18 protein-coding genes and 1 pseudogene are annotated in these 23,287 nt (G+C 66.3%); 7 read left to right on the forward strand and 12 right to left on the reverse strand.

Annotated elements, in window-relative coordinates; translation table 11 throughout:
* Window positions 1-71: 71 nt before the first annotated feature.
* From CFE50_RS13410 to CFE50_RS13425, 4 genes are all read right to left on the reverse strand, one after another.
* Window positions 72-2,312, reverse strand: coding sequence for a DNA internalization-related competence protein ComEC/Rec2 (locus tag CFE50_RS13410; protein WP_286734256.1), 2,241 nt, complete (start codon window positions 2,310-2,312; stop codon window positions 72-74).
* 104 nt (window positions 2,313-2,416) lie between these two features.
* Window positions 2,417-3,658, reverse strand: a complete 1,242-nt coding sequence (locus CFE50_RS13415) for a lipoprotein-releasing ABC transporter permease subunit (protein ID WP_286734257.1) — start codon at window positions 3,656-3,658, stop codon at window positions 2,417-2,419.
* Between the two features lie 7 nt (window positions 3,659-3,665).
* Entirely contained in the window at window positions 3,666-4,367 is a 702-nt protein-coding gene (lolD, locus tag CFE50_RS13420) for a lipoprotein-releasing ABC transporter ATP-binding protein LolD (protein ID WP_026083696.1), read from the reverse strand.
* The gene (locus CFE50_RS13425) at window positions 4,360-5,610 is read right to left on the reverse strand and encodes a lipoprotein-releasing ABC transporter permease subunit (RefSeq protein WP_027598359.1); all 1,251 of its coding nucleotides are present in this window, start codon (window positions 5,608-5,610) and stop codon (window positions 4,360-4,362) included. The genes lolD and CFE50_RS13425 overlap by 8 nt, the downstream gene beginning before the upstream one ends.
* 107 nt (window positions 5,611-5,717) lie before the next feature.
* Here CFE50_RS13425 and CFE50_RS13430 point away from each other — a divergent pair, with 107 nt between their 5' ends.
* The 4 genes and pseudogenes from CFE50_RS13430 to CFE50_RS22840 form a co-directional block, all read left to right on the forward strand.
* A complete protein-coding gene (locus CFE50_RS13430) occupies window positions 5,718-6,269 on the forward strand; it encodes a PilZ domain-containing protein (RefSeq protein WP_027598360.1) in 552 nt (183 codons plus the stop codon).
* Window positions 6,266-6,556, forward strand: a complete 291-nt coding sequence (locus tag CFE50_RS13435; RefSeq protein WP_181110255.1) for a phosphodiesterase — start codon at window positions 6,266-6,268, stop codon at window positions 6,554-6,556. Before CFE50_RS13430 ends, CFE50_RS13435 begins: the two co-directional genes overlap by 4 nt.
* A gap of 15 nt (window positions 6,557-6,571) precedes the next feature.
* The gene (locus CFE50_RS13440) at window positions 6,572-7,288 is read left to right on the forward strand and encodes a glycerophosphodiester phosphodiesterase (protein WP_286734261.1); all 717 of its coding nucleotides are present in this window, start codon (window positions 6,572-6,574) and stop codon (window positions 7,286-7,288) included.
* A gap of 309 nt (window positions 7,289-7,597) precedes the next feature.
* A pseudogene (locus CFE50_RS22840) lies at window positions 7,598-8,517 on the forward strand (IS110 family RNA-guided transposase); the annotation flags it as partial.
* Between the two features lie 225 nt (window positions 8,518-8,742).
* On the opposite strand, the gene sthA reads toward CFE50_RS22840, so the two are convergent.
* Window positions 8,743-10,137 (reverse strand): Si-specific NAD(P)(+) transhydrogenase, encoded by a 1,395-nt coding sequence (sthA, locus tag CFE50_RS13450; RefSeq protein ID WP_058790699.1) that lies wholly within the window; start codon window positions 10,135-10,137, stop codon window positions 8,743-8,745.
* 351 nt (window positions 10,138-10,488) lie between these two features.
* Window positions 10,489-11,931 (reverse strand): glyceraldehyde-3-phosphate dehydrogenase, encoded by a 1,443-nt coding sequence (locus tag CFE50_RS13455; protein ID WP_286734265.1) that lies wholly within the window; start codon window positions 11,929-11,931, stop codon window positions 10,489-10,491.
* Window positions 11,932-12,085: 154 nt separating this feature from the next.
* On the opposite strand from CFE50_RS13455, the gene mfd reads away from it, so the two are divergent.
* Window positions 12,086-15,535 carry a transcription-repair coupling factor gene (mfd, locus tag CFE50_RS13460; RefSeq protein WP_145155248.1) on the forward strand — a complete coding sequence of 1,150 codons (3,450 nt, stop codon included), beginning with the start codon at window positions 12,086-12,088 and terminating at the stop codon, window positions 15,533-15,535.
* A 45-nt stretch (window positions 15,536-15,580) separates the two neighbouring features.
* Here mfd and CFE50_RS13465 read toward each other — a convergent pair whose 3' ends face one another.
* The 3 genes from CFE50_RS13465 to CFE50_RS13475 all read right to left on the reverse strand — a co-directional run bounded on the left by CFE50_RS13465 (window position 15,581) and on the right by CFE50_RS13475 (window position 18,116).
* Window positions 15,581-16,321, reverse strand: coding sequence for an S-methyl-5'-thioinosine phosphorylase (locus CFE50_RS13465; RefSeq protein WP_027601463.1), 741 nt, complete (start codon window positions 16,319-16,321; stop codon window positions 15,581-15,583).
* A gap of 11 nt (window positions 16,322-16,332) precedes the next feature.
* A complete protein-coding gene (gene nagZ, locus CFE50_RS13470; RefSeq protein ID WP_286734269.1) occupies window positions 16,333-17,325 on the reverse strand; it encodes a beta-N-acetylhexosaminidase in 993 nt (330 codons plus the stop codon).
* An 80-nt stretch (window positions 17,326-17,405) separates the two neighbouring features.
* The gene (locus CFE50_RS13475) at window positions 17,406-18,116 is read right to left on the reverse strand and encodes a TetR/AcrR family transcriptional regulator (RefSeq protein WP_027598367.1); all 711 of its coding nucleotides are present in this window, start codon (window positions 18,114-18,116) and stop codon (window positions 17,406-17,408) included.
* Between the two features lie 235 nt (window positions 18,117-18,351).
* Here CFE50_RS13475 and lexA point away from each other — a divergent pair, with 235 nt between their 5' ends.
* On the forward strand, window positions 18,352-18,963 hold the full coding sequence (gene lexA, locus CFE50_RS13480; protein WP_007162389.1) for a transcriptional repressor LexA: 612 nt from the start codon (window positions 18,352-18,354) through the stop codon (window positions 18,961-18,963).
* A 182-nt stretch (window positions 18,964-19,145) separates the two neighbouring features.
* A complete protein-coding gene (sulA, locus tag CFE50_RS13485; protein ID WP_007162388.1) occupies window positions 19,146-19,646 on the forward strand; it encodes an SOS-induced cell division inhibitor SulA in 501 nt (166 codons plus the stop codon).
* Between the two features lie 66 nt (window positions 19,647-19,712).
* On the opposite strand, the gene CFE50_RS13490 is transcribed toward sulA, so the two are convergent.
* The 3 genes from CFE50_RS13490 to topA form a co-directional block, all read right to left on the reverse strand.
* On the reverse strand, window positions 19,713-19,949 hold the full coding sequence (locus CFE50_RS13490; RefSeq protein ID WP_007162387.1) for a hypothetical protein: 237 nt from the start codon (window positions 19,947-19,949) through the stop codon (window positions 19,713-19,715).
* 130 nt (window positions 19,950-20,079) lie between these two features.
* Window positions 20,080-20,598, reverse strand: a complete 519-nt coding sequence (locus CFE50_RS13495; RefSeq protein ID WP_286734312.1) for a DUF6586 family protein — start codon at window positions 20,596-20,598, stop codon at window positions 20,080-20,082.
* A gap of 58 nt (window positions 20,599-20,656) precedes the next feature.
* Window positions 20,657-23,263: a type I DNA topoisomerase gene (gene topA, locus CFE50_RS13500; protein ID WP_027598369.1), complete on the reverse strand. Its 2,607-nt coding sequence runs from the start codon at window positions 23,261-23,263 to the stop codon at window positions 20,657-20,659.
* Between the last annotated feature and the right edge of the window lie 24 nt (window positions 23,264-23,287).

Below are 23,287 nucleotides of genomic sequence, written 5' to 3' on the forward strand. Positions count from 1 at the left end.
CCGACCGGGCTGGCGAACCAGGGTCTTTTCAACGCGGTTTGGCCGAAGCGCAGCAGCTTTTGAATAGGCTATCAGGGTGTCGGCGGGCCTATCCGCCACCAATGCCGCACCTGGCGTTGCCCGCGGGGTACCTCCCAGCGACCCAGGGTCCAGCTCAGGGCGCCCCGTTCGGCGGTGTCGTAGGGCAGCACGCCGCGCTCGCGATAGCGCGCCAGTACCTGGGGATGGGGATGGCCATAGCGATTGTTCAGCCCCCGGGAGATGAGCACGCCACGTGGCTGGACGGCGTCGATGAAGGCGGCGCTGGAGCCGCTGCGACTGCCATGGTGCGGCGCGACCAGCCATTCCGCCGCCACGGGCACGCCGCTGGCTACCAGTTCGGCTTCACGGCGGGCGTCGATGTCGCCGGTCAGCAGCAGGCGCTCGCCCCTGGCCGCGACGCTGAGCACGCAGGAGGACGCGTTGGAATCCGCCGCGGGATGCCACCAGGTGGTGAAGACGACCTCGTTCCAGCGCCACTCGGCCCCATCCGTGCAGTCCCGGGCGTGCAGTTCCGGCGTGAGGCGACCCGCTTCGCCACTGAGTACCTGGCCTGGCGGCAGTCCCCTGGCCACGGCGGGCGCACCGCCGGCGTGGTCGGCATCGGCATGACTGAGCAGCATGACGTCCAGGCTACCGATGCCGAGGGCCTTCAGGTTGGGCAGGACGACCCGGGCGCCGGCGTCATAGCTGCCCTGGCGCGGACCGGCATCATAGAGCAGCGCATGGTCACGGGTACGCACCAGCACGGACAGGCCCTGCCCCACGTCCAGCACGGTGATCCGCGCCAGCCCCTCCGCGGGTACCGGTGGCGGGGGAAACAGCCCCGGCAGCATCAGCAGCGCGCCGAAGACTCGCAGCGGCACACCCGCGGGCAGCAGCGCCAGCAGCGCGCCCAGCCCCGCCAGCCATAGCGCCCAGGCGGGTGCCAACACCGGTTGCCAGGCCGCAGCCAGGTGCGCCAAGCCGCCCAGCAGCCAGAGCAGTCCCTGCAGCAGGCTGCCGGCCAGCCACAACGCAGGAGCGCCCAGGGGCGGCCAGAGCAGGGACAGCAGGGTCCCTGCCAGCGCCAGGGGCACGATGGCCAGGTCCATCAGCGGCACGGCCAGGGCATTGGCCAGCGGACCGCTCAGACTCAGGGGCAGGCCCAGCGCCAGCAGCAGCGGCGCCAGGCCCACGGCCATGCACCATTGGGCGCGTCCGAGGGTGAGCCACCACGGAAGCCGGCCCAGGCGGCCGGCAAAGCTCCACAGCAGCAACAGCACGGCGCCAAAGGACAGCCAGAAGCCGGGCAGCAGACTGACCAGCGGATTGGCGGCCAAGACCAGTGCCAGGGCCAACAGCACGGCATCCGCCAGCCGCACCTGCTGGCGCCCGAGTTGCCAGAGCAGGCCCAGGGTGACCATGACGCAGGCCCGCTGCACCGGCACCTCGAAGCCGGCCAGCAGTCCGTAGCCCAGCGCGGTGGCGATGGTCAGCACTGCCGCGGACAGGCGCCAGGGCAGCCGCCTCGGCCAGCAGCCACGCCGCGCCAGGAGGACCACCCCGGCATAGACGCCTAGGGCGATCAGGCCGATGTGCTGCCCGGAGATGACCATCAGGTGCACGGTGCCGGTGTCCTGGAACAGCTGCCACTGGGCATCGGTGATGCCCGAGCCGTCGCCCACCACCAGGGCGGCGAGCAGCCCGCCCTGCCCGGCCGGATCGCGCCTTTGCAGGTATTGCCGGATGCCGTCGCGCCAGGTCGCCAGGCCACTGGCGGCGGTCAGGCGCTGACCATCCTTGACGCTGCCGGTGGCGCCTATGCCCTGGGCCAGCAGCCAGGCTTCGCGATCCTGGCCGAGGGGATTGACCAAGCCGGCGGGACCGCGCAATTCCGCGGCCAGGCGCCAGCGTTCGCCGGCCAGCGGGCGCGGCCCGCCGTGCCAGTTCAGGCGGATCCGCGCCGGCAGCTCAGGCGCGCGGCGGCTGGTCGCCCCGGCGAGCACGAAACCCACCGAGTCGGCGTCCACCGTGGGCAGCCCGCTGATCTCGCCGTCGATCCATAGCACCCGCTGTTCCAGCGCCCGATCCAGGCGATCGTCCAGCGCCCAATGGCCATTGAGCAGCGCCCAGGCCAGGCCCAGCCCGAGGGCACCGAGCGCCAGGAAGCGGGTGAACAGCAGCACCAGAGCCACCGCCGCCAGGGCCGCCAGCAGGGATAGCGACGGCAGCGTGGCGAAGGCGCGCAGGAGCAGCACGCCGAGGGCAAAGGACAGCAGAGCGGCGCGCATCAGGACTCCATCCATGGAGAGCCGAAAGGGCTTCAGAAGCGCGGATTAGAGCAGTTTGGGCGCCACAGGGCCAGGGGCATGGCGCCACCTGGCCCTGCAGGCGATCAGTCGTAGCGCAGGGCTTCGGCCGGTGAGGTGCGCGAGGCGCGCCAGGCGGGATAGAGGGTCGCCAGAAAACTCATGCTCAGGGCGGCCACGGCGATCAGCACCACGTCTTCCAGTTCCAGCCGCGACGGCAGGTTGCTGATGAAGTACATGTCCCCGCCAAACAGCTTGTGGCCGACCAGGCGTTCCAGGGCGGCGATCCAGCTGCTGACGTTGAGCGCCGCGATGATGCCCAGCACCCCGCCGATCAGGGTGCCGACCAGGCCGATCACCGTGCCCTGCACCATGAACACCGCCATGATCTGCCCGGGCGTGGCGCCCAGGGTGCGCAGGATGGCGATGTCGGCCTTCTTGTCGGCCACCACCATGATCAGGGTGGCGATGATGTTGAAGGCGGCCACGGCAACGATCAGCAGGAGCAGCAGGCCGATCATGGTCTTTTCCATCTGCATGGCCTGGAACAGGCTGCCCTGGGAGATCGTCCAGTCACGCGCCTGGTAGCCGTCGCCGAGGGCCTTGGCCACGTCGCGGGAGATGCGCGGCGCCTGGAACAGATCGTCCAGCGCCAGGCGGATGCTTTCCACCTGGCCCGGCTGCCAGCCCTTGAGCGGCGCGGCGTCGGCGACGTTGATCAGCGCCAGGGAGGCATCCAGCTCGGCGCCGACCTTGAAGGTGCCGACCACGGTGAAGCGCCGCAGTCGCGGGGTGATGCTGCCGGTGGCGCCGACTTCGGGGATGATCACCGTGACCTGGCTGCCCAGCTCCAGCTGGAAGCGTCGCGCGGCGATCTCGCCCAGCACGATGCCGAATTCGCCGGGCTTGAGGGCGTCGAGACTGCCCTGGGTCATGCGCTCGCCGACGATGGACACGCGTTTTTCCTGGGCCGGATCGATGCCGTCCACCAGCAGCGGCTGCATGCGCCCCCGTACCGAGAGCATGCCCTGCAACTGGGTATAGGGCACCGCCGCCAGCACATGGGGCTGCTGCTCGGCCTTGGCCGCCAGCGGGCGCCAGTCGTCCAGCGGCTGGGCCGCGCTGATGAAGGCATGGGGCACCATGCCGAGGATGCGGCCGCGCATCTCCTCCTGGAAGCCGTTCATGACCGACAGCACCAGGATCATGGCCAGCACGCCCAGCGCCAGGCCGAACATGGAGACCAGCGAAAAGAAGGAGATAAACGACTTGCGCCGCTTGGCGCGGGTGTATCTCAGGCCGATGAACAGCGAAAGCGGTCTGAACATGACGACCTCAGACCTGCCGGGCCGGCGTGGCGTCGACCAGATGGCCTTCGTCCAGGCGCAGCATCCGGTCCATCTGGCCAGCCAGCACCTGGTCGTGGGTCACCACCAGAAAGGCCGTGCGCAGCGAGGTGGACAGCTCCAGCATCAGGTCCTGGATGCCGTGGGCGGTGTGCTGGTCGAGGTTGCCGGTGGGTTCGTCGAGCAGCACCAGCTTGGGCTGGTTGACCAGCGCCCGGGCAATGGCCACGCGCTGGCGCTCGCCGCCGGACAACTCGGCCGGCTTGTGCCCCAGGCGATGACCGAGACCGACCCGCTCCAGCAGCTTGGCCGCGCGCTCGCGAGCCTCGCCGATGGAGGCCTTGCCGATCAGCAGGGGCATGCAGACGTTTTCCAGGGCGCTGAACTCGGGCAGCAGGTGGTGGAACTGGTAGACGAAGCCCATGGCGCGATTGCGCAGGAGGCCGCGGGCCTTCTCGTTGAGCGCCGACAGCTCTTCGCCGTCGAGCCAGACACTGCCGCTGCTGGGGGTATCCAGGCCGCCGAGCAGGTTCAGCAGGGTGGTCTTGCCCGACCCCGAACTGCCGACGATGGACACCCGCTCGCCCGGTTGCAGGGTCAGCTGGACATTGCTCAGCACCTCGACGGTCTGGGGGCCTTCCTCGTAGCGCTTGCCCAGGTCCTGGCAACGCAAAACGGCTCGATCATTCATAACGCAGGGCCTCGGCGGGTTGGGTACGGGCGGCGCTCCAGGAGGGATAGAGCGTGGCCAGGAAGCTCAGGGCAAAGGACGCGCCGCAGACCAGCAGGACGTCGTGCAGCTGCAGCTGCGCCGGCAGGTAGTCGATGAAGTACACCTCGGCGTTGAGGAACTGGTGGCCGGTGACCCGCTGCACCCAGGCCAGCGCGGCGCTGACGTTGAGCGCGGCGAGCACGCCGAGCAGGCAGCCGATGGCGGTGCCGATGACGCCGATGAAGGTCCCCTGGACCATGAACACCGCCATGATCTGCCGGGGCGTGGCGCCCAGGGTGCGCAGGATGGCGATGTCGGATTTCTTGTCGGTCACCACCATCACCAGGGTGGAGACGATGTTGAAGGCGGCCACGGCGACGATCAGTAGCAGGAGCAGGCCGATCATGGTCTTTTCCATGCCGATGGCCTGGTAGAGATTGCCGTGGGTGCGGGTCCAGTCGCGGGCGTACCAGTCGTTGCCCGGCAGTTGGCGAGCGATGTTCCAGGACACGTCCGGCGCCTGGAACAGGTCGTGCAGCTTGAGGCGCACGCCCTGCACCGCGTTCGCCGGCCAGCGCTGCAGCCGCGCGGCGTCTTCGATGTCGATCAGGCCCACCGAGCCGTCCAGCTCGCCGGCGCCGACGCTGAAGATGCCCACCACGGTGAATCTCTTCATGCGCGGAAACATGCCGGCCGGGGTCACGGCCACTTCCGGGGCGATGTAGGTGAGCTTGTCGCCGACCTTGACGCCCAGTTTCTCGGCGGCCAGGGAGCCGATGATGATGCCGAATTCGCCCGGCTTGAGGTCGTCGAGCCGGCCCTCGCGCATGAAGCTGGGGATGATCGAGACCTTGGGCTCCTCGGCCGGGTCGATGGCGTTGAGCAATACCGTCTGCACCGCCTTGTCGTGGGCCAGCATGCCCTGCAACTGGGTGAAGGGCGCCACCGCGGCCACCTGGCTGTTCTGCAGCGCCAATTCGCGCACGCTGCGCCAGTCGTTGACCGGCTGGTAGGACTCCACCGTGGCATGGGGAATCATGCCCAGGACGCGATCACGCATCTCGCGGTCGAAGCCGTTCATGACCGACAGCACCACGATCATCACGACCACGCCGAGGGCCAGGCCGATCATGGAGGTGAGCGAGATGAAGGAGACGAAATGGTTGCGGCGCTTGGCGCGGACGTAACGCAGGCCAAGGTAGATCGGCAGGGGTCTGAACATAGGCTCGCTTGCACGGCGGAAAGACGTAGGCGCCCTGCGGGTTGGACGGCGACACCGTGCCGGCTCGCCGGCTACACTCGGGGCCATCACCCACGGAGCGGCCCGACATGACCACCCCAGACGCGCGTGAACGGCGGGAATACTATCGCATCACCGACCGTATCGCACTGCAAATCAGCCCTGCCGACGGGGTCCCCGGCGAGACCGCGCCGCTGTTCGCACTCCTGAGCGAACTGCATCAGCTGGAATTCGAATCCCGTCACCTGCTGCGCAACCTGGACGAGCGCGACCGCGCCGTCACCGCCTGCCTGCGCCTGGTGCACAAGCGCCTGGACCTGCTCGGCCAGGCCTTTACCTGGAATCTCCTGCACGACAGCGGCGCCACCCGCGACGTGGTGCTGTCCGAAGGCGGCCTGGCCTTCGTCGATGCCGAGCCCTATGCCCTGGGCACCCGGCTCGACCTGCGCATGGCGCTGCCGCCCCAGGGCCTGGGCCTGCAGGTACTGGCCGAGGTGACCGGTTGCCAGGCCGTCAAGGGCGGGTATGAAATCGGCACCAGTTTCATCGACCTGGAAGACGCCCAGCGCCAGCTGCTGGCGCGCCACGTCCTGCGCCAGCAGGCCCGGGTGCGCCGTGCCGACCGCGGAGACGAGGCGTGAAACGCCCCTGGCTGGCGCTCCTGCTGCTCGGCACTGCCCTGCCCGGCTGGGCCGAGACCCTGCAGATCCCGCTGGGCCAGCAGGGCGATGCCGGCACCCCGCTGCCCCTGCGCGGCGACAGCCGCAGCCAGGTCCTGGAACGCTTCGGCCTGCCCGATCAGGAGCACCCGCCGGTCGGTCGGCCGGCAATCCGCCGCTGGGACTACAGAGATTTCAGCGTCTATTTCGAAAACGACCGGGTACTGGACGCGGTTCGCGATCCGCGGCGCCCGGTCCCCTCACCCTAGCGCCAAGGAGCCCTCATGACCCTTATTTACGGACACCGCGGCGCCCGCGGCGAAGCCCCGGAAAACACCCTGGCCGGCTTCGAGCTGTGCCTGGAACTGGGCGTCACGCGCTGCGAGCTGGACCTGCACCTCTCCCGGGACGGCGAGCTGGTGGTGATCCACGACCCGACCCTGAAACGCACCACCGGGCGTGGCGGCAAGGTCAGCGAAAAGGCGGTCGCCGATCTGGTCGCCCTGGATGCCCGCCAGGGCGGCCCGGTGTGGCCGCGCCCCTGCCCCATCCCGACCCTGCGCGAGCTGTTCGAGAAGTGCGCCTTCGAACATTGGCAGCTGGAGGTGAAGAGCGCCTCGCGGGTGCGGGCGGCGCAGACCGTGAGGGCCATCGCCCAGCTGGTCGAGGACTTCGGTCTGCAGGACAAGGTGACCGTCACCAGCGCCTCGCGCGAGGTCCTGCGCGCCCTGCAGCGCGACACCCCACAGCTGGCGCGTGGGCTGGTGGCGGAATACGCCTGGCTGGATCCGCTCAAGGTGGCGGCTCACTACGACTGCCACCTACTGGCGCTGAACTGGACGCTGTGCACCCCGGAACGGCTGCTCAAGGCGCAGCGCCAGGGCCTGCACGTCTCGGTCTGGACGGTGAACGACGCCAGCCTGATGCGCCGCCTGGCCGACTTCGGCGCGGACAGCCTGATCACGGATTTTCCGAGTCTGGCGCGGCGGACGTTGGGGTAGGCGCTGGCGCAGGTCGAAGCCCGGGACGTGTTGGGCTTCGCTGCGCTCAATCCAACCTACGAAAGCCAAATCTATCGGCCATCGCGGCCATGGGCCGCTTGTGTCTTGGCTTGGCGTTAGGATGAAGGTGAGAGCAGCAGGGGGCAGGCTGTAGGGCCGCAGTGTTTCGAGCACGTGTAGGAGCCGGTCCCGCCCCCTGCTGACCTCTGACGTCCCAGCCCGAACAGTTGATCGAGCTTCTACCTCGAACCGCACAAGCGTGGGCCTTCGTCAGGGGCGCTCTCCTCATCAGTATAGGAGGACTTGACGATGAAGGCAGCCTGGGTAGGAATCGATGTGGCCAAGGACACCTTGGCCGTCTGTGTGTTGCCGGATAAACGGCAGCGTAGCTACGCCAATACCGCCGAAGGTTGGGCGTACCTGCTCGATGAACTTAGCGGTTATGAGATTCAACGGGTGCTGCTCGAAGCCACCGGAGGCTTTGAGGCGGGTGTACTGCGCTATCTGGCGGCGGCTGGTCTGCCGGTGGTGCGAATCAATCCGCGTCAGGCGCGCGCCTTCGCCGAGGCCATGGGGAGCCAGGCCAAGACCGATCCCTTGGATGCCGCCCTGCTGGCTCGCCAGGCCCAGGTCCTCGACGCACCGCTTTATCAACCGCAGACGGAACAGGCCCAGGCGCTACAGGAGCTGGTCAAGCGTCGTACCCACTTGGTTGCCCAACGGGACGACGACCGGCGTCGCCTCGCCCAGGCGACCCTGCCAAGGGTGCAGGCCAATATTCGTCACTGCCTGGCCTTCCTCAATCAGCAGATCACCTCGCTTAACCACGACATCACCCAGGCCTGCCGAGAGTTGGATGACGAGCGTACCAGCGCCTGAGCAGCGTGAGCGGAATCGGACCGGTCAGCGTGGCAAATCTGCTGGCTTATCTACCGGAGTTGGGTCACCTAGACCGGCGCCAGATCGCTGCCCTGGTGGGCGTGGCGCCCTACAACGCCGACAGCGGTCCCAAGAAAGGCCTAAGACGCATCTCCGGTGGTCGCTCCGCGATCCGACGCGTGCTGTACATGGCAGCTTGGTCGGTGGTGCGGCACCAGGCCGACTTCAAACGACGCTACGAGGACCTGCGCCAGCGTGGAAAACCCGCCAAAGTCGCCCTGATCGCCTGCCTACGCGTCTTGCTGATTCGGCTCAACGCCATGCTCAGGGACGGTACACCTTGGCGATCTGAGCCGGCTCGAGAAGACAGTTGCTCCTACAAGCACGAACGTTACCGTAGGAGCGGCCGCATCGGCGGACCGCCATGGCCGCGATATGAGCCGACGCAGACCCGTAGCGTGGAAAACGGCGCAGCCTTTTCCACTGAGCCTTTGCTGCAGCTAGCGCCCTCACCCCAACCCTCTCCCACAGGGAGAAGGAGTTAGCAGACGGCCATGGCCGCGAGGCGAGCCGACTCAGAACAACCGATTCAAGCCATCGAAGGCCGCTACCCGGTAGGCCTCGGCCATGGTCGGGTAGTTGAAGGTGGTGTTGACGAAATAGCGGATGCTGTTCGCCTCGCCTTCCTGGTTCATGATCGCCTGGCCGATGTGCAGGATCTCCGAGGCCTGGTCGCCGAAGCAATGCACGCCCAGCACCTGCAGGGTCTCGCGGTGGAAGAGGATCTTCAGCATGCCCACCGGTTCGCCGGAGATCTGCGCCCGCGCCATGCTCTTGAAGAAGGCCTTGCCGACCTCGTAGGGCACCCGCTCCTGGGTCAGCTCGCGCTCGGTCTTGCCCAGCGAACTGATCTCGGGAATGGTGTAGATGCCGGTGGGAATGTCGTTGACCACCCTCCCGTTGTTGTCGTGCAGGATGTTGTCCGAGGCCGAACGCCCCTGGTCGTAGGCGGCGCTGGCCAGGCTCGGCCAGCCGATGACGTCGCCCGCCGCATAGATGTTGGCGACCGAGGTCCGGTAGTTCTCGTCGACGGTGACCTGGCCCCGGCTGTTGACCGAGATGCCCACGTTCTGCAGGCCCAGCTGGTCGGTGTTGCCGGTCCGGCCGTTACACCACAGCAGGGCATCGGCGCGCAGCTTCTTGCCGGACTTCAGGTGCAGGACGACGCCGTTTTCCTGGCCTTCGATGCGCTCGTATTCCTCGTTGTGACGAATGAGCACATTGTTGTTCTGCAGGTGATAGCTCAGGGCGTCCGAGATCTCGTCGTCGAGGAAGCTGAGCAGCTGGTCGCGGTTGTCGATCAGGTCCACCAGCACGCCGAGGCCGCTGAAGATGGAGGCGTATTCACTGCCGATCACCCCGGCGCCATAGATGATCAGCCGGCGCGGGGTATGGGTCAGCGACAGGATGGTGTCGCTGTCGTAGATGCGCGGATGGCTGAAGTCCACGTCCACCGGGCGATAGGGTCGCGAGCCGGTGGCGATGACGACCTGCTTGGCCACCAGGCGCTCCAGGTCGCCGCGCAGGTTGACGATCTCGATGGTGTTCTCGTCGGCGAAGCTGGCGGTACCGAAGAACAGGTCGACGCGATTGCGCGCGTAGTAGCCGGTGCGGGACGACACCTGACGGGCGATCACCCGCTCGGCGCTGCGCAGCACGTCGGGAAAGGAGAACCAGCGCGGCTCGCCGATGGAGCGGAACATCTCGTTGGTGTTGAACTGGATGATCTGCTTGACCGAATGGCGCAGCGCCTTGGAGGGAATGGTGCCCAGGTGGGTGCAGTTGCCGCCCACCACCTGGCGATTGTCCACCACCGCCACGCGACGGCCATTCTTGGCGGCGTTCATCGCCGCGCCCTCGCCTGCCGGTCCCGAACCCAGTACCACCACGTCGTAGCTATAGACCGCCATGCTTTCTCCTCAGAAGGTTAGCCGTCCGCAGGCGACGGCTGGAGCCGGACCGCCTCGCGAGAGGTCGGATCCGGCGCGAGATCGCCCCAGGGGGCTGCGACCTCTTGTCACGGGTCGCTATTGTGGCGCAAAACCCGGTCAAAACGAAAACGGGAGCCATGCGGGCTCCCGTTTTTTCTTGCAAGTCAGCCTTGCCTGGGCTTTGTCTGAAAAGACCTGCGCTCGTTCAGGCAGCGTTGAAAATCAACTCGGAATGCTCATTTACCACTCGTAAACTCCGCTTCCTCGTTGATTTTCGCCTTGCCTGGCCTTCGCTCGGCAACTTTTCAGACAAGCCCTAGGACGCAAGACTCAGGCCGGGAAGGCCGGCGGATTGACGCCCGCCATCTCTTCCAGCACCCGCACGACCTGGCAGCTGTAGCCGAACTCGTTGTCGTACCAGACATAGAGGACGACGCGGTTGTCGCTGACGATGGTGGCACCGGCATCGACCACACCCGCATGGCGGGAGCCGACGAAGTCGCTGGACACCACTTCCGGCGAATTCACGAAGTCGATCTGCTTGTGCAGCGGCGAGTGCAGCGCCATCTCGCGCAGGTACTCGTTGATCTCGTCCTTGCTGGTGGCGTTTTCCAGGTTCAGGTTGAGGATCGCCATGGAGACGTTGGGCGTCGGCACGCGGATGGCGTTGCCAGTCAGCTTGCCAGCCAGTTCCGGCAGTGCCTTGGCCACGGCCTTGGCGGCGCCGGTCTCGGTGATGACCATGTTCAGCGCGGCGCTGCGGCCACGGCGATCGCCCTTGTGGAAGTTGTCGATCAGGTTCTGGTCGTTGGTGTACGAGTGCACGGTCTCGACGTGACCGTTGACGATGCCGTACTTGTCGTTGACCGCCTTCAGGATCGGCACGATGGCGTTGGTGGTGCAGGAGGCCGCGGTGACGATGGTGTCTTCGGCGGTGATGGTGTCATGGTTGATGCCATGCACGATGTTCTTCAGGCTGCCCTTGCCGGGTGCGGTCAGCACCACGCGGGAAACGCCCTTGCACTTGAGGTGCTGGCCCAGGCCTTCGGCATCGCGCCACTTGCCGGTGTTGTCGACCACGATGGCATCCTGGATGCCGTACTGGGTGTAGTCGACGGTGGTGGGATCGTTGGAGTAGATCACCTTGATCAGGGTGCCGTTGGCACACAGGGTGCTGTTGGCTTCGTCGACGGTGATGGTGCCGTCGAAGGAACCGTGCACGGAGTCGCGACGCAGCAGGCTGGCACGCTTGACCAGATCGTTGTCGGCGCCCTTGCGCACGACGATGGCGCGCAGACGCAGACCGTCGCCGCTACCCTGGTGCTCGATGAGGATGCGTGCCAGCAGACGACCGATGCGACCGAAGCCATAGAGGACGACGTCCTTGCCCGTGCGCTGCTCGACGCCCTGCTTGCCGACCACGGCGGACAGCTCGCTGCGCAGGAAGTCCTTGAGATCGCGACCGGCGCCTTCGGCCTTGAATTTCAGGCTCAGGCGGGCAAGGTCGATGGAGGCGGCGCCCAGTTCCAGCTCGCTCAGGGCCTTCACCAGCGGGTAGGTGTCCTGCACGGACAGCTCGACGTTGTCGATCTGGCGGGCGAACCGGTGGGCCTTGAGAATGGAGATCACCGAACGGTTGACCAAACCGCGACCGTAAATGGAGGTCACAACATTGTTGTTACGGTACAGCTGACCAATCAGGGGAATCATGGCCTCGGCGAGCGCTTCGCGATCGATCCATTCTTCAAGGCACTGCTCAGGCTTCTGACTCACGACAAATCCTTCCCTATGTAGGAGCTGAAAAAAGGAACTACATTATGACCGCGCTGCCTGTCCCAGGCAATCTACGCGCGTCGCTGCACTGACAGCGTGAAAGCCCGGTCGTTACAATCCCAACCCTCCCGAAATCCACCGGAGTTCCGCCCGCGTGTCAGTTTTGCGTACCCCGTCAATTCCTGAAACCGCCGGCCGCCAGCAGTGGGGCAATCTGCCCGGCGCCGCGCTAGCCCTCGCCATCGCTGAAGCCGCCAAGGCCGCGACACGCCGCTTCACCCTGCTGATCACCCAGGACAGCCAGACCGCTGATCGCCTGGAGCAGGAATTGCGCTTCTTCGCCCCTGAACTTCCGGTGCTGAATTTTCCCGATTGGGAGACGCTGCCCTACGATGTCTTCTCGCCACACCAGGACATCATCTCCCAGCGTGTCGCCACCCTTTATCGGCTGCCGGAGCTGTCCCACGGCATTTTGGTAGTCCCTCTGGCGACCGCCCTACACCGCCTGGCGCCCACGCGCTTCCTGCTCGGCAGCAGCCTGGTGCTGGACGTCGGCCAGCGGCTGGATGTGGAAGCCACCCGCGCGCGCCTGGAAGCGGCCGGCTACAGATATGTGGATACGGTGTACGAACACGGCGAATTCGCCGTGCGTGGCGCCCTGATCGACCTCTTTCCCATGGGCAGCAACCTGCCCTACCGGATCGACCTGTTCGACGACGAGATCGAGACGCTGCGCACCTTCGATCCGGAGACGCAGCGATCCATCGACAAGGTCGACAGCATCCGCCTGCTGCCGGCGCGGGAATTCCCGCTGCATAAAGAGGCGGTGACCGGCTTTCGTGCGCGGTTCCGTGAAAGATTCGACGTGGACTATCGCCGCTGCCCCATCTATCAGGATCTGGCCAGCGGCATCACCCCGGCAGGCATCGAGTACTACCTGCCGCTGTTCTTCGACGAGACCTCGACCCTTTTCGACTATCTGCCGGCCAACACCCAGGTGTTTTCCCTGCCGGGTATCGAACAGGCCGCGGAGCAGTTCTGGACCGATGTCCGGAATCGCTACGAAGACCGCCGGGTCGATCCGGAGCGGCCGCTGCTGCCGCCGGCCGATGTCTTCCTGCCTGTGGAAGACTGCTTCGCCCGGCTGAAGGCCTGGCCGCGGGTGGTCATAGGCGCGGACGACCTGGAAGCCGGCGTGGGCCGCGAGCGCTTCGCCGCACGCGCCCTGCCGGACCTGGCCATCGACGCCAAGGCCAGCCAGCCGCTGGCGGCCCTGGAGCACTTCATCACCGATTTCCCTGGCCGGGTGCTGTTCACCGCGGAAAGCGCCGGTCGCCGCGAGGTGCTGCTGGAGCTGCTCGCCCGGCTGAATCTGCGCCCTGGCCAGGTCGACGGCTGGGCGGCCTTCCAGGCCAGCGCCGAGCGCATCGCCATCGCCCTGGCGCCGCTGGACGAGGGCCTGGTGCTGGATGACGCCGGCGTCGCCCTGATTCCGGAAAATCCGCTGTTCGGCCAGCGCATCATGCAGCGCCGCCGGCGCGAGAAGGGCCGTGACGCCGGCGAGAACGTCATCAAGAACCTCACCGAGCTGCGCGAAGGCGCGCCGGTTGTGCACATCGATCATGGCGTCGGCCGCTACATGGGCCTGATCACCCTGGAGCTGGACGACCAGCCCCAGGAGTTCCTGCTGCTCGAATACGCCGACGACGCCAAGCTCTATGTGCCGGTGGCCAACCTGCACTTGATCGCCCGCTATTCGGGCACCGACGATGCCCTGGCGCCACTGCACAAGCTGGGGTCCGAGACCTGGCAGAAGGCCAAGCGCAAGGCCGCCGAACAGGTCCGCGACGTGGCTGCCGAACTGCTCGACATCTATGCCCGCCGCGCCGCGCGCAAAGGCTATGCCTTCAAGGACCCGGCGGCGGACTACGCCACCTTCTCCGCCGGCTTCCCCTTCGAGGAGACGCCGGACCAGCAGGCCGCCATCGAGGCGGTGCACCGGGACATGCTGGCGGGCACGCCCATGGACCGCCTGGTCTGCGGCGACGTGGGCTTCGGCAAGACCGAGGTGGCCATGCGCGCGGCCTTCATCGCCGTGCACGGTGGCCGCCAGGTGGCGGTGCTGGTCCCCACCACCCTGCTCGCCCAGCAGCACTACAACAGCTTCCGCGATCGCTTCGCCGACTGGCCGGTACGCGTCGAGGTGATGAGCCGTTTCAAGTCGGCCCAGGAAGTCGCCGCCGCCGCGCGCGAACTGGCCGAAGGCAAGATCGACATCATCATCGGCACCCACAAGCTGTTGCAGGGCGACGTGAAGTTCAAGGACCTGGGTCTGGCCATCATCGACGAAGAGCACCGCTTCGGGGTGCGCCAGAAGGAGCAGCTCAAGTCGCTGCGCAGCGAGGTGGACATCCTTACCCTCACCGCCACGCCGATTCCGCGCACCCTGAACATGGCCGTGGCCGGCATGCGCGACCTGTCCATCATCGCCACCCCACCCGCGCGGCGCCTCTCGGTGCGCACCTTCGTCATGGAGGAGCAGAACGCGGTGATCAAGGAAGCCCTGCTGCGCGAACTGCTGCGCGGCGGCCAGGTGTACTTCCTGCACAACGAGGTCAAGACCATCGAGAAGCGCGCCCGCGAACTGGCCGAACTGGTGCCCGAGGCCCGCGTCGGCATCGGCCACGGGCAGATGCGCGAACGCGATCTCGAACAGGTGATGAGCGACTTCTACCATAAGAGATTCAACGTGCTGGTGGCCTCGACGATCATCGAGACCGGCATCGACGTGCCCAGCGCCAACACCATCATCATCGAGCGCGCCGACAAGTTCGGCCTGGCCCAGCTGCACCAGCTGCGCGGTCGCGTCGGGCGCAGCCACCACCAGGCCTATGCCTATCTGCTCACCCCGCCGCGCAAGGGCATGACCCCGGACGCGGAAAAGCGCCTGGAAGCCATCGCCGGCGCCCAGGACCTGGGGGCCGGTTTCATCTTGGCGACCCACGACCTGGAGATCCGCGGCGCCGGCGAACTGCTCGGCGAAGGCCAGAGCGGCCAGATCCAGGCGGTCGGTTTCACCCTCTACATGGAAATGCTGGAGCGCGCGGTCAAGGCCATCCGCAAGGGCGAGCAACCCAACCTGGAGCAACCCCTGGGCGGCGGCCCGGACATCAACATGCGCGTGCCCGCGCTGATCCCGGAAGACTACCTGCCCGACGTCCATGCGCGGCTGATCCTCTACAAGCGCATCGCCTCGGCGGCGGACGAAGACGCCCTCAAGGAATTGCAGGTGGAGATGATCGACCGCTTCGGACTCCTGCCGGAGCCGACCAAGAACCTGGTGCGCCTGACGCTGCTCAAGCTGCGTGCGGAAGGCCTGGGCATCGTCAAGGTGGATGCCGGGCCCCAGGGCGGACGGCTGGAATTCGCCGCCGACACCCAGGTGGATCCGCTGGTGCTGGTGAAGATGATCCAGGCGCAGCCGAAGAAGTACCGGCTGGAAGGCGCGACCCTGTTCAAGTTCCAGGTACCCATGGAGCGGGCGGAAGAGCGCTTCAACGTCCTGGAAGCCCTGTTCGACCGCCTGACGCCCGCCGCCAGCTGATCGAAGAGCCGCTCCCGGTCGATCCCGGGAGCGGCTTGAGCGCTATCAGTCCGCCAGCACCTCGGCCAGCACCTGCCGCACCTCGTCGATGCCGCTGGCCAGGACGGCTTCGATCTCGGCCATGGTGATTTCCCGCTGCACCTTGCCGGCCGCCGGATTCACCACCAGCGCCAGGCAGGCGTAGGGCAGGCCCAATTCGCGGGCCAGGGCCGCCTCCGGCATCCCGGTCATGCCGACGATGTCGCAGCCGTCGCGCTCCAGCCGGACGATCTCCCCCGCCGTCTCCAGGCGCGGCCCCTGAGTCGCGGCATAGACGCCATGGTCGCTGTGCGGCAGCTGCAGCCTGCGCAGTGCCCCGAGCAGACGCTGCCGCAGGGGCTCATCGTAGGGAAAGCTGAAGTCGATGTGGGTGACGTGCTCGAGGTCGGCCCCTTCGAAGAAGGTATGGCCGCGCCCCCAGGTGTAGTCCACCAGTTGATGGGGCACGCACAGATGACCGCTGCCCATGGCGGCATGGATACCGCCCACGGCGTTCACCGCGACGATGGCCTCGGCACCGGCCTCCTTGAGCGCCCAGAGATTGGCGCGGTAGTTGACCTGATGCGGCGGAATGCGATGGGGATGGCCATGGCGCGCCAGGAACAGCACCGGGCGCCCGGCATAGTGGCCGCGCTGCACGGGCGCCGAGGGCGCGCCCCAGGGCGTCTCGAAGGTCTGAGCCTGGTCCAGCTCCAGACCCGCGAGCGCGGTGAGGCCGGTACCACCGATGATGGCGTAGGTAGTCATGGGAATGTCCTTTAGATGAGGTCAGCCTGGCGCAACCGCCGCAGGGCAAAACTCCACTGCGGTTGCTGCCGGTAATCGAGATCGACGTGACGGCTGGCCCTCATGCTGGCCAGCCGCGGCGCGGGCGAGACGCCCAGCTGCTGCACCCGCGTCAGGGCCAGCTCGGCCGCTGCGCGGTCATTGCACACCAGCCCCATGTCGCAGCCGGCGCTGAGCGCGGCCTCGACGCGCTGGCCGGCATCGCCCGCCACGTGGGCGCCCGCCATCGACAGGTCGTCACTGAAGATCACGCCCTGGTAATCCAGTTCGCCGCGCAGGATGTCCTGCAGCCAGCGCCGGGAAAAGCCGGCCGGCTGGGGATCCACCGCGGGATAGATGACATGAGCGGGCATCACCGCGCCCAGGGTCGGCAACAGGGCCTGGAAGGGGCGCAGGTCGGTGCGCAGCAGGGTATCGAGATCGCGCTCGTCGGTGGGAATGGCATAGTGGGAATCGGCTTCGGCCCAGCCGTGCCCGGGGAAATGCTTCCCGGTCGCGGCCATACCGGCGTCGCCCATGCCGGCGATGAAGGCACCACCCAGCTCGATCACCTGCTCGGCCTTGCCGAACGAACGTGCGCCTATGACCTGACTGCGCCCATGGTCGACGTCCAGCACCGGGGCGAAGCTGAAGTCCAGCCCCACCGCCAGGATCTCGGTCGCCATCAGCCAGCCGCAGAGGCGGGCCAGTTCCGCGCTGTCCGCGCGACCGCCCAGTTGCCCCATGGCCGGCAGCCGCACCACGTCACGGCGCAGGCGCTGCACGCGACCGCCTTCCTGGTCCACGGCCAGCAGCAGTTCCGGCCGCAGGGCGCGGATGGCACGGCATAGCTCGCGAACCTGGCCCGGGGTTTCGATGTTGCGGGCGAACAGGATCAGTCCGCCCACCTCCGGCTGACGCAGCAGCTGGCGATCCTCGGCGGTGAGCCAGGTGCCAGCGATATCGACCATCAGGGAGCCTTGCATGGGTACCTCGTCCGAATGCTCCGGCGCACGGCGCCGTGAAAGGGACGCAAGCTTACCCCAGCCACCCTTGATGCCGCAGCCTAGTAGGTCTCGGCCGTCTCCACGGCGACCGGCCGCCGCGGCCGATACTGGGCCTGGGCCAGTTCCGGTGCGTGCATCGCCGTGGGCGCCCGCATGCCGGTGGCGAGGAAGGGCACCATCAGCCGCAGCACCTGGTCGGTGTGGGTATCGACGCCGAAGTCGTTCTCGCCGATCGCCCGCAGCGCCTTGATGCCGGACATGCTGAACACCGCCGCCCCCAGCATGAAGTGGGCGCGCCAGAACAGCTCCAGGGGCGGAATCTCGGGAACGGCCCGATTCACCAGCAGCAGGAAGCGGCGGAAGGCGCGGCCATAGGTCTGCTCCAGGTATTTGCGCAAGTGCCCCTGGCTCTGGCTGAACGCCAGGCCCAGCAGCCGCATGAACACCGAGAGGTCATTGCCATGCCGCGGCTTGATGGCCAGGGAGTGATCCACCAGCAGATTCAGCAGCGCCTCCAGGCTCACGTCCTCGCCATTCCTGGGCTGCCACTGATCCAGATCCCGCTCCAGGTTGAAGCAGAAGGGATCGAGAAAGCGCGAGAACACCGCCTGGATCAGGGCCTTCTTGGACCCGAAGTGATAGTTGACCGCCGCCAGGTTGACCCCGGCTCTGGTGGTGATGAGTCGCAGCGAGGTCTCGGCAAAGCCGCGCTCGGCGAACAGTTGCTCGGCCGCATCCAGAATGCGCTCCACGGTATCCGACTGCGCCATGACCTTCCCCGGTAGATGAATTCCGTTTGAAACATATGTTTCAAACGCTATCGAAGTCAATCGCGGTTCGGTCGGCGAGCGGCCAGCTGATGGCCTGGAAGCCGTGGCTTTCCACCCTCTGCGGGCTTTTGGTCACGATCGCGGCCTGTCGTCCGAAGTCGTGGTCGGCGGCCTTGCCTACCACCCGGAGTTACTGTATATAATCACAGCATCATTAGACGACGCGACGTGCATCATGCTGAAACTGACACCGCGACAAGCCGAGATCCTGGCCTTCATCAAGCGTTGCCTCGAAGCCAATGGCTTTCCGCCTACCCGCGCGGAGATCGCGCAGGAGCTTGGTTTCAAATCGCCGAATGCGGCCGAGGAGCACCTCAAGGCGCTGGCCCGCAAGGGTGCCATCGAGATGACGCCGGGCGCCTCCCGGGGCATCCGCATCCCGGGTCTGGATACCTCACGCAAGGCCGACGAGAGCCTGCCGGTCATCGGTCGGGTCGCTGCGGGCGCCCCCATCCTGGCCGAGCAGAACGTCGAGGAAAATTGCGCCATCAACCCGGCCTTCTTCCAGCCGCGTGCCGACTACCTGCTCAAGGTCAAGGGCATGAGCATGAGAGACGTCGGCATCCTCGATGGCGACCTGCTGGCCGTCCATGTGACCCGCGAAGTGCACAACGGCCAGATCGTCGTGGCCCGGGTGGGCGACGAAGTCACCGTGAAGAGATTCAAGCGCTCGGGCAACCAGGTCACCCTGCTGGCGGAAAATCCCGAGTTCTCCCCTATCGAAGTCGATCTTTCCACCCAGGAATTCGCCATCGAAGGGTTAAGCGTTGGCGTCATCCGCCGCTAACGTCTAAGGCTGGCCTCTGGGCCAGCCGTTATCACGCCTTTATGCCTTACGCCGAAGTCTTGATCGGGGGTATCTGTTCGCGCTCCGGAAAGCGCTCAAGACCAGGCTGAGCACAGTGACGTCATGTATCCGTGGTACATGATCTCGAGTGGATTTGATCGAGTCGCCTCCAGGAGGTCGCCATGCAATTTCCCCTGATGTTCGATGCGCCGCGCTCGTCGGTTCAAGAGCTGGATCTGGCACCGGAGTTCCTGCTGCAGGAGCTGACCGCCTTTCTGCCCAAGCCCGGCAAGCCGGCCCGGGAACTGCCCGCCGCTCCACTGCCGGACACCTTCAGCGAGATGTCCCTGCACGGCAGCCAGGAACAGTGCCTGCAGTTGCTGGCGCCCATCCTGCGCCAGTTGAGCGACAAGGACGATGCCCGCTGGCTGACCCTGGTCACCCCGCCGTCGCTGCTCAGCAACGCCTGGTTGCGCAGCACCCATCTGAATCCGGAGCGTGTGCTTCTGCTACAGACGCCGAGCGCTGCCAAGACGCTGCAATTGGCCTGCGAGGTGCTGCGCAAGGGGCAGAGCCATACTGTGATCAGCTGGTTGCACGACCTGAGCGATGCGGGCAAGCAGCAGCTGGCACGTGCCGCGGCCCAGGGCAACAGCCAGAGTCTGAACGTCAGATTCGCGTAGGAAGCAGGCGGCGGGACGGGATGTAGCGGCGGCATTCCAGGACGGAATGCCGGATCTGAAAAAGAATCAGTGCAGAACGCGCGGTTGATCGTCGCGCTGGAGGCTATCGCCTTCGGCCAGGCGCCCGGCCATCTGCACACCCAGGTTGAACATGGCCTTGGCCACCTCTATCTGCTGTCCATGCAGGAAATCCTTGGCATCGCTGGAAAACTCCAGGGTAACGAGGGCTTCCTCGTCGTCCGCACGGCGCAACACGATGCGACCATCGGAGAGTTCAACGATTTCCAGGTAGGCAGTAGTCATTCAGTATCTCCACAGCTAAGCGGACAGTGTAACAGCGTGGGGTCTGAGAGGCTGACTTGCCTGAGCCTTTTTCGACGGTCTGCAAGGCCATCGTCCTGACGGCCTCTATGGCATTGTAGCGAGAACTACCCTACCACTCGGTCATGGCGCCGCGGAATCTGAGCGCCGTCTGCTTGAGGCTTTCACGCCAGGCTTCCACCTCCTCGAGACCCAGCTCCGGCTCGGCCGGCTCCAGGCTGACCGCCTTGATCAAGGGCAGCGTCGGATCCTGCTTGGGTCGCCGGGGTGCCTGGGGCGGCTGCAGCAGCCGCTGGTACTCGGCGATCAGTCGCGCCAGCCAGGTCTCGGGGTTACCGGCCAACTCGATCAGCTCGCCCATTTCCGGGCTGGGCGCTTCGTTGAGCGCCTCGGGAGCGAGCAGAACGGCCAGCGAGGTGGCCTCCATGGTGGGGTGGCGGTAAAAGCCCGCCACTTCCTGACAGAGTCCCAGCAAGGCGCCGTGCAGGTGAAACAGGCAGGCTTCCCGCTCGGCCATGATCCGGCCCTGGCTTTGCGCGGCGGGCGCAGCCTGGGCCAGGCGCCAGCTTTCCAGGGCCAGACCGGCAAAGTACAGCTTCTGGTTGGTGCGGGTATAACGCTCGTTGGCCATGCCCTTCTCCTGGAGCCGGCTCACGCCGGCCTCCTGTCTGCAGTTGGCGCCAGGACTCCTAGCGCTTTTCTTCCACCTGCCACTTCTTGCCGTCGTAGAAGGCCTTCCAGCCGGTGGGCTTGCCCTCGACCTCGGTCTGCACGTACTGCTCCTTGGTCTTGCGGCTGAAGCGGATCACCGCCGGACGGCCTTCAGAGTCCTTCACCGGGGCACTGAGCAGATAATGGTACTTGGGATCGATCTCGTCGCGATGGGGTAGCAATTCGCTGACCAACGGCGCGCGGGTCTCGCGATTCTTCGGGAAGCCACTGGCAGCCAGGAACAGCCCCGAGGCGCCATCGCGCAGCACATAGGTGTCGTCGACCTTTTCGCAGCGCAGCTCCGGCATGGGCACGGCGTCCATCTTCGGCGGGGCCGGCTCGCCGTTCTTGAGCAGCTTGCGGGTGTTCTTGCAGGCCGGATTGGTGCAGCCGAAGAACTTGCCGAAGCGCCCGGTCTTGAGTTGCATCTCGCTGCCGCACTTGTCGCATTCCAGCGACGGGCCCTCGTAGCCCTTGATGCGATAGCTGCCCTCTTCGATCTCGTAGCCCGGGCAGTCCGGGTTGTTGCCGCAGACGTGCAGCTTGCGGTGCTCGTCGATCAGGTAGGCATCCATCGCCGTGCTGCAGATGGGGCAACGGTGCTTGCCGCGCAGGACCAGGGACTCGGATTCGCCCTCGTCGTCTTCGGCGATCTCGTCGCCCGGCACCAGGTTGATGGTGGCCTTGCAGCGTTCCTTGGGCGGCAGGGCATAGCCCGAGCAGCCGAGGAAGACCCCGGTGGACGCGGTGCGGATCATCATCGGCCGGCCGCAGACCTGGCAGGGAATGTCGGTCAGGGTGGGCTGGTTGGCCCTCATGCCCTTCTCGCCGGCCTCGGCGGTCTCCAGCTTCTGCTTGAAGTCGCCATAGAATTCGTCGAGCAAATTCTTCCAGTCCCGCTCGCCCTGGGCAACGTTGTCCAGGTTGCCTTCCATGTTGGCGGTGAAGCTGAAGTCCATCAGGTTGGCAAAGCTTTCGTTGAGGCGATCGGTGACGATGTCGCCCATCTTCTCGGCATAGAAGCGGCGGTTGTGCACCGTCACGTAGCCACGATCCTGGATGGTGGAAATGATGGCCGCGTAGGTGGAGGGTCGGCCGATGCCGCGCTTCTCCAGTTCCTTGACCAGGCTGGCTTCCGAGAAGCGCGCCGGCGGCTTGGTGAAATGCTGGCTCGGGTCGAGCTTGACCAGGCCGAGGTCCTCGCCCTGCTTCATCTCGGGCAGGACGTCGTCGTCGCCCGGCTTGCTCTGTTGCGGCAGGACGCGGGTGTAGCCGTCGAACTTGAGGATGCGGCCGCGGGCACGCAGCTCGAAGTCGCCCGCCGCGGCGGTCACCGTGGTGGACAGGTACTCGGCCGGCGGCATCTGGCAGGCCAGGAACTGGCGCCAGATCAGTTCGTACAGGCGCTCGGCGTCACGCTCCATGCCTGACAGGCTGTTGGGCTTGACGTTGACGTCGGACGGGCGGATGGCCTCGTGCGCTTCCTGGGCGCCTTCGCGGCTGCCGTAGACATTGGCCTTTTCCGGCAGGTACTGCTTGCCGAATTCGCTCTCGATGTAGCCGCGGGCCATGGCGATGGCATCGCCCGACAGGTTGGTCGAGTCGGTACGCATGTAGGTGATGTAGCCGGCCTCATAGAGACGCTGGGCCATCATCATGGTCTTCTTCACCCCGAAGCCCAGGCGATTGCTCGCCGCCTGCTGCAGGGTGGAGGTGATGAAGGGCGCCGAGGGCCGGCTGCTGGTCGGCTTGTCTTCGCGCTTGGCGATGCGATAGGCGGCCTTTTCCAGCTTGGCCAGGGCGGCCTTGGCCTGGGCTTCGTTCAGCGGCTTGAAGGCTTCGCCCTTCTCGCGCACCACTTCGAAGCGCACCTGGGCCTTTTTCGGCGTGGCCAGGTCGGCATGGATCTCCCAGTATTCCTCGGGGACGAAGGCGCGGATCTCGCGTTCGCGCTCCACCACCAGCTTGACCGCGACGGACTGCACCCGACCGGCGGACAGGCCACGGGCGATCTTCGACCACAGCAGCGGCGAGACCATGTAGCCGACCACGCGGTCGAGGAAGCGCCGCGCCTGCTGGGCGTTGACGCGATTGATGTCCAGCTCGCCGGGCTGGGAGAAGGCTTCCTGAATGGCCTTCTTGGTGATCTCGTTGAAGACCACGCGCTTGTAGCGCGAGTCGTCACCACCGATGGCTTCCCGCAGGTGCCAGGCGATGGCCTCCCCTTCGCGGTCCAAGTCGGTTGCGAGATAGACGGTGTCGGCGTCCTTGGCCAGGCGGCGCAGCTCCTCGATCACCTTTTCCTTGCCGGGCAGGATCTCGTAGTGGGCCTTCCAGCCGTGCTCGGGATCGACGCCCATGCGGGCGAACAGCTGGCGCCGGGCCTTTTCCTTGGGTGACAGCGCGGGCGCCTCGGCGGCGGTCTTGCGCGTCTTGGCGGCGGGCTCCTTGGCGGTGCCGGCGCCGCTGGTGGGAAGGTCGCGGATGTGGCCGATGCTCGACTTCACCACGTACTGGTTGCCCAGGTACTTGTTGATGGTCTTGGCCTTGGCCGGGGATTCCACGATGACCAGCGATTTACCCATGGGAGAGTCAGATTCCTGCTTGAA

The sequence above is a fragment of the Pseudomonas sp. PGPPP4 genome (genome assembly GCF_002256045.1).
Lineage (GTDB): Bacteria > Pseudomonadota > Gammaproteobacteria > Pseudomonadales > Pseudomonadaceae > Chryseomonas > Chryseomonas oryzihabitans.